Source organism: Bacteroidales bacterium (assembly GCA_031275285.1).
Classification (GTDB): domain Bacteria; phylum Bacteroidota; class Bacteroidia; order Bacteroidales; family UBA4181; genus JAIRLS01.
In genome coordinates, this window is record JAISOY010000065.1 from 1 (window position 1) to 12,171 (window position 12,171).

11 protein-coding genes are annotated in these 12,171 nt (G+C 37.3%); 7 read left to right on the forward strand and 4 right to left on the reverse strand.

What is annotated here, in order from left to right:
* The 3 genes from LBQ60_06150 to LBQ60_06160 form a co-directional block, all read left to right on the forward strand.
* On the forward strand, positions 1 to 982 hold a 982-nt coding region (locus tag LBQ60_06150; protein ID MDR2037488.1), incomplete at its 5' end, for a phospholipase D-like domain-containing protein.
* 75 nt (positions 983 to 1,057) lie between these two features.
* On the forward strand, positions 1,058 to 1,828 hold the full coding sequence (locus tag LBQ60_06155) for a DUF3108 domain-containing protein (GenBank protein MDR2037489.1): 771 nt from the start codon (positions 1,058 to 1,060) through the stop codon (positions 1,826 to 1,828).
* A gap of 96 nt (positions 1,829 to 1,924) precedes the next feature.
* The gene (locus LBQ60_06160; GenBank protein ID MDR2037490.1) at positions 1,925 to 2,368 is read left to right on the forward strand and encodes a DUF1573 domain-containing protein; all 444 of its coding nucleotides are present in this window, start codon (positions 1,925 to 1,927) and stop codon (positions 2,366 to 2,368) included.
* A gap of 55 nt (positions 2,369 to 2,423) precedes the next feature.
* Here LBQ60_06160 and LBQ60_06165 read toward each other — a convergent pair whose 3' ends face one another.
* The 3 genes from LBQ60_06165 to ettA all read right to left on the reverse strand — a co-directional run bounded on the left by LBQ60_06165 (position 2,424) and on the right by ettA (position 6,578).
* Entirely contained in the window at positions 2,424 to 3,203 is a 780-nt protein-coding gene (locus LBQ60_06165) for a Cof-type HAD-IIB family hydrolase (GenBank protein MDR2037491.1), read from the reverse strand.
* Positions 3,204 to 3,513: 310 nt separating this feature from the next.
* A complete protein-coding gene (locus LBQ60_06170; GenBank protein ID MDR2037492.1) occupies positions 3,514 to 4,812 on the reverse strand; it encodes an aminopeptidase P N-terminal domain-containing protein in 1,299 nt (432 codons plus the stop codon).
* 89 nt (positions 4,813 to 4,901) lie between these two features.
* On the reverse strand, positions 4,902 to 6,578 hold the full coding sequence (ettA, locus tag LBQ60_06175) for an energy-dependent translational throttle protein EttA (GenBank protein ID MDR2037493.1): 1,677 nt from the start codon (positions 6,576 to 6,578) through the stop codon (positions 4,902 to 4,904).
* A gap of 264 nt (positions 6,579 to 6,842) precedes the next feature.
* Here ettA and LBQ60_06180 point away from each other — a divergent pair, with 264 nt between their 5' ends.
* Positions 6,843 to 7,694 carry a universal stress protein gene (locus LBQ60_06180; protein ID MDR2037494.1) on the forward strand — a complete coding sequence of 284 codons (852 nt, stop codon included), beginning with the start codon at positions 6,843 to 6,845 and terminating at the stop codon, positions 7,692 to 7,694.
* 36 nt (positions 7,695 to 7,730) lie between these two features.
* Here LBQ60_06180 and LBQ60_06185 read toward each other — a convergent pair whose 3' ends face one another.
* Positions 7,731 to 8,120 carry a response regulator gene (locus LBQ60_06185; protein MDR2037495.1) on the reverse strand — a complete coding sequence of 130 codons (390 nt, stop codon included), beginning with the start codon at positions 8,118 to 8,120 and terminating at the stop codon, positions 7,731 to 7,733.
* A gap of 290 nt (positions 8,121 to 8,410) precedes the next feature.
* Between LBQ60_06185 and LBQ60_06190 the strand changes: the two genes are divergently transcribed.
* Genes LBQ60_06190 through LBQ60_06200 form a run of 3 tightly spaced genes read left to right on the forward strand, consistent with a single transcriptional unit; the run spans position 8,411 to position 12,059 of the window.
* Complete coding sequence (locus LBQ60_06190) at positions 8,411 to 9,424, forward strand: glycoside hydrolase family 16 protein (GenBank protein ID MDR2037496.1); 1,014 nt, start codon at positions 8,411 to 8,413, stop codon at positions 9,422 to 9,424.
* 34 nt (positions 9,425 to 9,458) lie between these two features.
* Complete coding sequence (locus LBQ60_06195) at positions 9,459 to 10,556, forward strand: undecaprenyl/decaprenyl-phosphate alpha-N-acetylglucosaminyl 1-phosphate transferase (GenBank protein ID MDR2037497.1); 1,098 nt, start codon at positions 9,459 to 9,461, stop codon at positions 10,554 to 10,556.
* A 27-nt stretch (positions 10,557 to 10,583) separates the two neighbouring features.
* Complete coding sequence (locus tag LBQ60_06200; protein ID MDR2037498.1) at positions 10,584 to 12,059, forward strand: capsule assembly Wzi family protein; 1,476 nt, start codon at positions 10,584 to 10,586, stop codon at positions 12,057 to 12,059.
* The last annotated feature ends 112 nt before the right edge of the window (positions 12,060 to 12,171 follow it).

Here is a 12,171-nt window from a genome sequence, read left to right on the forward strand (position 1 = left end):
TGATCCGGACGTAAAAAAAATCAAAATCACACTTTACCGCGTAGCGAATAACTCAAGGGTAATCAGTGCCTTAATGAATGCTGTACAAAACGGGAAAGAAGTGATCGTTGTTATCGAATTGCAAGCCCGGTTTGATGAATATGCCAATATATACTGGGCACGTAAACTGGAAGAAATCGGAGCAAAGGTCTTGTTTGGCATACAGGGATTGAAAGTACATAGCAAACTCACCCTGATCACCAAAAGAACAGGCAATCGGACAAGATATTATTCGGTAATCGGCACCGGAAATTTTCACGAAGGCAATGCAGCCGCTTATACTGATGTTGCTTTGCTTACATCTGACCAACGTATCGGACGAGAAGTAGAAAAGCTTTTCGATTATTTTGAAAACCCATTTAAATATCCAATATTCAGGCACTTACTCGTATCCCCCCAATTTATGCGTAAAAAGATTTATTCCATGATTGATGCAGAGATACGGAATGCCAAAGCCGGGCAAGAAGCCTGGATACTAATAAAAATAAATAACCTGGTTGATCCGGAGATGATTCGCAAATTATACCATGCAAGCCAGGCCGGAGTTCCTATTAAAATGGTAGTACGGGGTATATGTTCCCTGATACCGGGGGTGAAAGGAGCCAGCGAAAATATTGAAGCTGTTAGCATCGTTGGACGTTACCTCGAACATTCGCGGATTTTTATTTTTTGTAATGGTGGTAATGAGAAATATTATATATCATCAGCCGATTGGATGTCCCGAAACTTAAACGCCCGGATCGAAGTGGCAGCTCCTGTGTATGATCCCGATTTGCAGAAAGAATTAAAATTCATTATCACCGATCAGTTACAGGATAATGTAAAAGCCCGTATCATTAACAAAGAGAGAGACAACAGGTATAAGAGAAATTCCCAACCACCACTAATGTCTCAAGCCTCTATATACGAACATTATAAGCTTTTTCTAAAGAACGGAAAATAACAGAATCCCTGTAACAATATAGTTAAATAAAACGTATATGGTTATTGAAGTATACACCTGATAAACATAAAAACAATGCATATTGCTTTTCTCATTCCATTATTTCTAATATCTTTTCTCCCATCTGAGACACAAAAGGATTACCTGGAAGAACCAGCTTTCCAAAGCGGAGAAATATTGACCTATAAAATCCGTTATGGAATTATTACCGGAGGACAAGTAAAAATATCGGCTAATGAAACTACCCTTAACAATAAATCTGTCTATCATGCAGTTTTGGAAGGGAAAACAACCGGGTTAATTGACAAAATATACAAAGTACATGATATTTATGAAAGTTATTTCAATCTGGAAAACAATCTTCCGGATAAGGCGGTCCGTAACATCCGGGAAGGAAGTTACCGTTATTATGATGAAGTAATGTATAACCACGATTCGTTATATGTGGAAAGCCAGCGAAATGGCAGGGTATCTGTCCCTAAAAATACTTTAGACATGGCTTCTGTCGCATTCTATGTCAGAAGATTGAATTTAAATGCATTAAAACCCGATGATATCATCCATTTAGATACTTATTTCGGTGATAGTTTATTTCCGTTTTATATTGTATATAAAGGTAAAGAAACCATATCTGTCAGTGCTGGAAAATTCAAATGCTTCAAATTTGTTCCTATTGTCGAACCCGGACGTGTTTTTGAAAGTAATGATGATATGACGATATGGTTCAGCGATGATATGAATAAAATACCCATAAGTATTAAGTTTGATATCATAGTAGGATCTTTCAGATGTGACCTGACAAAATTCGAAAACTTAAAATACCCGTTAACCTCCAAAGTAAAATAGCGGAAAAGGCATGAATTTTGATAACTGGTTTCTAAACCTTTTTACGTTTAATTCGTATAATACATCATCAGTTAAAAATTAAAATAACATAGCGCAATGAAAAAAATATTATTTATAATGGTTGTTTGTTTTGCTGTAGCAGTAAAAGGATTTGCTCAAGAAGCAACCAAAACGGAAAAAGAAGAAAAGCAGGAAGTGTTGGACATGAAATTCGATGAAACTACACATGATGTCGGTACCATCGAATACAATGGTAAAGCAGAATATGAATTTACATTCACCAACATGAGTAAAGAACCGATCATTATCCAAAGATGCAGTTCCGGATGTGGATGTACTGTTCCTACCTGCCCGAAAGAAAAGCCAATCAAACCGGGAGAAAAGGGAACCATCAAAGTAAAGTATCTCACCACCAATGTCGCCTCTCCTTTTATGAAAGATGTGACCGTTTATTCTAATGCAAAAAATTCACCTGTTAAATTAACAATAAAAGGTGTTGTTGCACAAAAAGTTGAAAATAAGGATGTTTCCGAAAAATAAAATAAATTTGACTAAATAAAAAAACCTTTATCTTTAAAGATAAAGGTTTTTTTATTTAGATGATGTTATAATGGACCAGTGCATTCCGGACTCCATCATCATCTACAGAATCAGTTACATAATCTGCTACAGCTTTTACCTGATCTTTCGCATTTCCCATCGCAACTCCAATTGCAACATGTTTCAGCATGGACATGTCATTTCCACCATCACCAAAAGCCATTGTCTCTTCAATTCTTAAATCATAGTATTTGAGAAATTCGTCGATTCCGGTTTGTTTACTGTTGCCCTGAACATTTATATCGGCGAATAAATGGTTCCAACGGCTGGAATCACAATGAATGAAAATATCTTTCATTAATTGTCGTTCCACATCCTCATCTACATATACATTAATTTGAAAAATTTCATCTTTTGCAGCTTCATGAATATCGATTATTCCAGGAACAGGTAAATTTACTAACCGAGCCATTTCTTCCACTCTCTGATTAACATAATTAATGCTAATCTTATCTTTTGTCATGAATGAACAAGGAAACTGTTGTCCATTTTCCAGATAAGTCAACAGGGCCTTGATATCATCCTCCGGTATTGGATTCTTTACAACAATATCATCCTTGTCTGTAATACAATAAGCTCCGTTTAGTGTGATATAACCATCAAATTGTAAATTACCCAGATCCGGTATTTGAGGAAATGAACGTCCGGTAGCAATAAATATTTTTATTCCGTTTTTCTTTGCTTCATTAATCGCATCAACAGTTGACCGGGGAACAGTATGACTTTTAAAACTCACTAAAGTCCCGTCAATATCGAAAAATATAGCTTTAATCATTATGATAAGTAGGTGTTCATAATTAGTTCACATATATCATATTTCCTGTACTCATACAGTGGTGTTACATCTGGGAGGCCTGAGCTTCCGGAAGTGGGCACCAGCCCTGCTAAGTGAAGGGGCAAGCCGGAAGCTGTCTGAGCCGCCAGGCAAGTTCTTCCGGCGTCCCGTAGCGTGCTGTGGCTGGTCGCTGAGGAAGCAAGCCTTGATTTTTGCTTCTTTTTATCAAGAAAAAGAAGGGTAAAAAATGATTTCATATATGTATGATATAATTTTGAACTATTATTTAAATATATTAGTTATCCCAGAATCAATTAGTTCGTTGATTCATCAATCTTTCAATTTCTTCAGGTTCAATAGGAATATCTTTCATTAAATCAATAGGCTCTGAAGGAGTGATGAGCACATCATTCTCCAGGCGAATACCGATCTCTTCTTCAGGGATATAAATCCCCGGCTCACAGGTGAGCACTACTCCCGGTTGAATCGGCTCATAGCGGTCTCCCACATCATGAACATCCAAACCTAAAGGATGAGTTACCCCATGCATGAAATATTTCTGGTATAATGGTCTATCCGGATCCTGACGGCGAAGTTCTTCCATTGAATAAAGCCCCAGCTTTATATGTTCTTCTTCCCAAAACCGGCGTGTTTGCAGATTAATCTGCACAATGGACATACCTGATTTCATTATCCCTATCACATTGCGAAACACCCGTAATACCGAGTCATACAATTGTCGTTGACGGGGTGTAAAGCGACCGGATATAGGAATAGTACGGGAACAATCCGAATTATAATTAGCCAGTTCAGCACCAAAATCGAGCAGAACCATTTCCCCATCCCTGATTTTACGATTGTTCTCATGATAATGCAATACACAAGCATTTTTGCCCGAAGCTATAATCGGGAGAAAAGCATGTCCGGTAGCACCATTACGCAACATCTCACAGGTCATTTCAGCTTCAATCTCATATTCGAACATATCCGGTTCAACAGTTTTAATCACCCGGTCAAAAGCTAATTTTGTAATATCACAGGCACAACGGATCAATTGTATTTCTTCAGGTTGTTTCAAAAAACGAAGAGAAGTCATTAATGGTGCCAAACGCCCGTACTGATGTAGGGGAAAACGGGTTTTAAGTGCAGTGGTAACCCGCAGATCATAGGTGATTAATTCGATATCCCTTTTTACATTTTCTTCAATATCAAAATAAATATGATCCGAAGGATAGGCCAAATCATCGATAAAATGTTTCAACTTATCAATATCCATGATCGTTCCTACCCCGGAAATAGAAGTTGCCTCTTCTTGTGTCAATCGATGCCCGTCCCAGGTTTCACTCAACGTATCGGGTTGAAGGATGAATAATACTTCCCTGTATTTGGGATTAGGGTGATCCGGACAAAGTGTAAGAATGGTTCGTGGTTGGTTGATGCCCGACAAATAAAAAAGATTGGAGTTTTGCCGGAATAAATAATACTGATCACCACTTCGAGGCATCTTATCATTGGAAAATATCAAAGCCAATGATTTTGGCGGAAGCATACTCGCTAATTTTTTCCTGTTCTTTACATAAAAGGAAGATGGAAAGGCAGCACATTTCATGATATTACATTTAAATTCCCATACAACAACCGCATTTGCTAAGTGTTATACGAATTATTCAAATATAGCGATTTTTTCTGATTAAGCGGCTATTCTATCAATTTTCTATACCTGATCCTTCTCGGACCTTCATCTCCAAGACGTTTTTTCCGGTTCTCCTCGTATTCAGAATAAGAACCTTCAAAAAAATACACATTTGAATCACCTTCAAAAGCAAGAATATGCGTCGCAATACGATCAAGGAACCAGCGATCATGAGATATGACTACGGCACAACCTGCAAAACTCTCCAAACCCTCTTCAAGTGCCCTCAAAGTATTCACATCGATATCATTCGTCGGCTCATCCAGTAAAAGTACATTTCCTTCTTCCTTCAGGGCCATAGCCAGATGCAACCGGTTTCTTTCCCCACCGGATAATACTCCGCATTTTTTCTCCTGATCTGCACCACTGAAATTAAAACGTGCAACATATGCACGTGCATTTACCTGTTTTCCGCCGAGGGGTATCAATTCATTACCTTGTGATATTACCTGGTATACGGTTTTTTCCGGGTCTATATCTTTGTGGCTTTGATCAACATAGGCAATTTTTACCGTCTCACCGACATCAAAAGTTCCGGTATCGGGCTTTTCCATTCCCATAATCAGCCGGAATAAGGTGGTTTTCCCTGCTCCATTCGGACCAATTACCCCAACGATGCCTGCCGGAGGAAGATTAAAATAGAGATGGTCGAACAACAACCTTTCATCATATGACTTTGACACATCTTCTGCCTTTACTACCTTATCTCCCAAACGCGGACCATTGGGAATATATATTTCCAATTTCTCTTCTTTTTGTTGGCTGTCTTCATTCAGCATTTTATCATACGCCGACAAACGGGCTTTCGATTTTGCATGCCTGGCCTTTGGTGCCATACGTACCCACTCCAGTTCCCGTTCCAACGTTTTTCTTCGTTTACTTTCCTGCTTTTCTTCCTGGGCCATACGTTTTGTCTTTTGCTCTAGCCATGAAGAATAATTTCCCTTCCATGGTATTCCTTCTCCACGATCAAGTTCCAGAATCCATCCAGCTACATTATCCAAAAAATAACGATCATGCGTAATGGCGATCACAGTACCCTTATATTGTTGCAAATGCATCTCAAGCCATTGCACCGACTCGGCATCAAGATGGTTGGTCGGCTCATCCAGTAACAAAATATCCGGTTCCCTTAATAATAAACGGCAAAGTGCTACACGACGGCGCTCTCCTCCGGACAAGACAGAAATAGGAGTATCAGCATCCGGACAACGTAATGCATCCATTGCCCTCTCAAGCTTACTATCAAGATCCCAGCCGCCCACCTGGTCAATTTTTTCTGTTAATTCTCCCTGACGGATCATTAATTGATTCATCTCATCATCACTCATCGGTTCCATGAAGCGATTGTTCACATCTTCGTATTCTTTCATCAAGTCTACAATTTCCTGAACTCCTTCCTGAACAATATCTTTTACTGTTTTACTTTCATCCAGATGAGGTTCTTGTTCGAGATAACCGACAGAATATCCCGGCGAAAAAACCACTTCTCCCTGAAATGATTTTTCAATTCCTGCTATTATCTTTAATAATGTTGATTTTCCTGAACCGTTCAATCCGATGATACCGATTTTGGCTCCATAAAAAAATGACAGATATATATCTTTTAATACCTGCTTATGCGGAGGGAAAGTTTTATTCACCCCAACCATTGAGAAAATAATTTTTTTATCGTCTGACATATCTTATTTTTTTGATTACACCCTAAATTCTGATGCGAAAGTACAAAAAACATCTGAACCCCAAGACCGGAGTTTTGTATGATTTTTTAACATTCAATGATTAATAGCCATTATCGGGATTTTCTATAGAAAAATAGAAAAAAATGTACGAAGCTGAACAATAAAAATAATAAAATTCCGTATCTTTAGGTAAATATTTATTATGTTTACCCGAATCAATTATGACCTTGGGAAATGCTAATTTTATGATAAAAATCAACAAAAATGCAAGATAATCAAGACAATAATGTAATCGTTGTTACATGGGATTTTACTGTAGTTTCTGAATATGCTTTAGCTCATGCTGTAAAAATTGCACACATTATGAAATACAGCATTAAATTACTCCATATTGTGGATCCGGGAGCATCACCGGGTGTAATAGATAAAGCGCGCAGAGGGATGGCTAAGGTATGTAATAGGACATTTGACAATGAGGGGATTATATGTAGGGTTGTTGTAAAAGAAGGTAGCCTGTTTTCTGCTATTTCCGACTATGCGACACAATCCAACACTCAATTAGTGATTATGGGAACACACGGTATAAAAGGTTCTCAAAAATTATTTGGCAGTAAAGCATTGAAAGTAATTACAGGATCAAACGCTCCTTTTATTGTTGTCCAGTCCAAACCTGATAAAAGCAACAAGATATCCAATGTGGTTTTTCCTATTGACTTTAAGTCTGAGAACAAAGAAAAATTACAATGGGCTATTTACATAGGACGTAATTTTGCTTCTAAAATCCATTTATTTAAGTATCCGGTTTCCGATAGTGACCTGCAAAAGAAAGTAAATACCAACTTAAATTTCGCCATTCGTTTCCTCAAGCAACACAATATTGAATATGAAATCCATACAGCGCCAAAATCCAGTAATTTCTCCGGTGAGACGATACGTTTTTCTGAAAAAATGAATGCGGATTTAATTATTGTAACGACCACCAAGCATATCACACTCCTTGATTATATATTCGGCGCTGAAGAACAGGAAATTATCGCCAACAGTGCCAAGATTCCTGTAATGTGCATGAACCCTCATGTCGGATACGCAGGGGTAGCGCAATATTTATATGGATAGATTTAAAATAAAAGAGGAGAAAACAACCTCCTCTTTTTAATTTGTTTCAGGCGGCAATATTTTTGAAATGGATTCTATCAAATTATCAATGAAATACCCGTCTTTTATGATGTATTCTTCTACACCGGACGCCTTGGCTTCCTCAATGGTTTTTTCATCATCATTCCCGGATAAAACAATCACAGATACAAACGGACTATCTTTCTTTATCTTTCTAACAAGATCCAATCCCGTCATTTCCGCATTATTTCCACCTAAGAAAAAATCTACCACTACCAAACTCGGATTCATATATAAATGCTCAATACAATCTTCCCCATTGCTGAATGTTTTGGTGACATAACCATTCTTTGCCTTAAAGGTATACTCAAGCAAATTGATGAACATGGGTTCGTCATCAACAAAAAATATCAGTTTATCGCCCATAAAAAATAAGCATTTAACCCATTAGATTTTTTCAAATTCAAAATTACGATTAATTGTTGATATATTCAAAAAAATATCTTTACTATAGGATTTTTACGGAATTTACATGAACTGATATTTTCATTATATTTAGTGGAAATGATGCAAAAACAACTCTAAATAAGTACTTCATCGAACAACCGTTAAGTTATTGTAGTGTCTTTTGTAAAAAAACAAAAAATAAACATAAAATTCGATCAAATATTCAGTTTTATAGCTATTTTTGCAATTTTGAACCATAATACAAACGTATGAGCTTACTAGGAATCAAAGTAAAACTGGGTTTCTTCCCAAGTACAAACAAAATAGAAAAACAACACGATACCCTTACTCAGGACTATCAAGATTTTATAGCATATTCCCAATCTGAAGAACTGGAACGGTTTGAGTACCTCAATAAATATTTAAATTCACCCGAATTTGAGGAAAAAGAAAATGATCCGAATACCGATCGTGAAGAAATAGAAGCTTTGAAAAAAGAATTTGCTGGTCTGCAAAAATCAGCTCAATTAACCAAATATTTTAAGGATAAGGCTAATGAAGCAAAATTTGCTGCAATAAAAGCCTGGAATCTGGAATTTGAAGATCAATTCGCAGAAAACAAATTAGACACGAACAATTGGTTAACACGCTATTACTGGGGAGATAAGTTATTAAATGAAAGTTACTCCCTGATGGGTGACCAGCATTATATCACTGATGGGAAAAACATTTCTGTATCCGGATCTGTTTTATCTATTGAGACACGAAATGAAAAGGCTAACGGACTAACCTGGAATCCTTTGATGGGATTTGTTTCACGTGATTTTTCCTATACTTCAGGTATTATCAATACAGGAAAATCTTTCCGCCATAAGTATGGAAAAGTAGAAGCCAAAGTGAAAATTCCTAAAGGCAATGCATATCACGCATTCTGGCTGGCTGGGGAAAAGATGCTACCACAGATCAATATTTTCAAATATGTGAATGGCAAGTTCTATTTAGGCAATTATTGGGGGGATATAGCGGACCCTAACGGCATTAGCAACGATATCACTGCTCTACCCGGTGCTTTTACCGGAAAGAGTTTTATTTTCTCTTTAGAATGGACCTCCAGTCATCTAATTTGGTCTATAAATGGAGTTACCTTTAAAGTAGCTCAAAGGGGTATTCCTTCAGAGCCTATGTACATCGCTTTTGGTTCCGGAATGTCCAATGAGGCCCGTCCGTTGACCCAACCGGTAAAATTAGAGGTAGATTGGGTTCGTTTTTATTCTAAAGCATAATGGTTTCCGGATAAGCCCGGCATTATATTAATCTATGAAAGATTTATCTCCTGAAATAGTATTATTATTGACTTTTATTGTCTCTTTCCTGGTAACCTACTTCTCTATTCCATCTATTGTAAGTGTTGCCCGTGCTAAGAAACTATTCGATGAACCCAGCAGAAGGAAAAGCCATATACAACAGATTCCAACTCTGGGAGGTGTTGCTATTTTCGCAGGAATAACCATATCTGCCGGTTCATTTATCAGTTACAGCCTGGTTCCTTCTTTACAATATATTTTAGTCGCCTGTATTATCATTTTTTTTATCGGAATAAAAGATGACATATTGGCCATCGCTCCCGGTAAAAAATTATTGGGACAAATAGCAGCGGCATTGGTACTGATTATTCCCGGAGATGTTTATTTTTCCAGCCTTCATGGTTTCCTGGGAATCTGCCATATATCTACCTTCACCAGCCTATTTTTAACGACATTTGTGATCATTGTAATCATCAATAGCTTTAACCTGATCGATGGCGTAGACGGATTAGCGGCTTCCGTCGGAATGGTCACCACTTCTTTTTTCGGGATATGGTTTTTTGTATCCGGAAATATTGAATATAGTCTTTTGTCTGCTGCTGTCTTTGGGACATTGTTGGCTTTTTTCCGTTTCAATGTTTTCGGGAAAAAAAATAAAGTTTTTATGGGAGACACAGGCTCATTGCTTATCGGTCTCCTGATGAGTGTTCAGGTAATCCTGTTCAATGAAAAAAATATTGGTTTTACTTCTGCATTCTCAATTAAATCGGCACCGGCCGTTTCCTTTGCCGTGTTAATTATTCCTTTGTATGATACCATACGCGTATTCCTGGTCAGAATGTTACGTGGAAGGTCTCCGTTTTCCGCTGACAAAAATCATATTCATCATCTCTTATTAAAATTAGGTTATTCTCATATACAAACAACCATGATCATCGTTTTTGTAAATATCTGTGTCATAGCATTGGCCCTATTATTACAAAATATTGGCATAATCTGGTTGATGATTTGCATATTATCCATCGCTACAATCTTTTCTTCTCTTCTTGAATACAGGGTACGAAAAATCAATCATGTTGATGAAAATGAAAAGGTTAAAAAGAAAAGATAAAATAGACCGACCATTATTGAAATGATCATGTATGTACGTCTTCTAGCGATCATTTTTTTATTGTACATCAGTTATCCCTATTCCTCAGCACAGATCACGTCAGGATTACATCCCGAATTAGAATGGCGCTATATCCGTACGGTTTATAGTAACCCGGAAACACATACAATGGTACGTAATTGGGATATAAATAAGGCATATCCTGATTCATTATCTCAAAATATCCGCTATTTTATCTCCCCTCTTGGCCATATTGAACTTTCAGGGGGAAACTCATTCAAACAAATTTACGGTGTAGGTGTCCATACAGGTATTTCTCTCAAAAGATCGTTTTTTGTCAATCTCAATTACTCTCTCACGGGCCGGCAATTTAATCAGACTGATCAACTTCATATCGATTCAACGAATCTCATTCCCCATTATGACCGTTATCTTGCCCACAAAAAGAACTTTTATCTCTACCAGTCATTGAACTTTAATATTGAATGGAATCCGATAAAATATATTTCTTTACGGATTGGAAAAGACCGGCATTTCTGGGGTGATGGCTACCGGTCTCTTTTTCTTTCTGACAATGCAAACAGTTATCCGTTCCTGCAAACAACTTTCAAATTCTGGAATATTCAATATTCCTTTATGACAGCCCGGATGACTGACTATGAATTAGAAGAAGATTTTAGCAAACGCCATAAAAAATATGCTTCCATGCATATGCTCAGCTGGAACATCACACCCAGTATCAACATAAACCTATTCGAAGCTGTTGTCTGGGATGCTGTCGACTCAATCAGCCGGAGGACTTTTGATATCAATTACCTTAATCCTGTTATTTTTCTCCGGCCTGTAGAATTTTCCGTCGGCTCTCCGGATAATGTTATGATAGGAGTGGGAACAAAACTTAAAATATGGCAGGACAATTATTTATATGGACAATTTATTTTAGATGAATTTAAGTTTGACGAGTTGACCGCCGGAAATGGCTGGTGGGCAAATAAATATGCCTTTCAGATCGGTCTTCGTAGTTTCCTGGGAAAAAAACGGCCGGTGATGTTGCAAATAGAACTAAATCAGGTAAGACCCTTTAATTATACCCATTACTACCCTTTACAAAATTATGCCCATCTCGGAGAGCCTCTTGCCCATCCTATGGGAGCCAATTTGAGGGAGGGATTATTTATCGCTCGCTGGGCGCTTAATCCGGATTGGTCCGTCCATTTCATAAATACTTATGCCGTACAAGGAATAGATTCTATAGGAAGTAATTTTGGCAGCAACCTTTACAAAAGTAATACGACACATGGTGAAGCATATGGACACAAAACATTACAGGGAATACGTGCAACAACCATATACCAGGAATTAAAAATAGCACGTACGCTGATACAAAAGTGGAACCTACAAGCTGAATTGATGTTATCAAACCGACATCAGGTCATTAAATCCAAAACAAAGAACAACTTCTATATACATCTCGGGATAAGAACATTGCTATACAGGGATTAATTGTCTCTTAAAAATAATTACTTTTGTGTATCACCTCTCTAAAATGATAATTAATAATTAGTCCTGTTTGCAAATAGCGCAATGAAACAAATTAAGTTCAAATATTAAATAA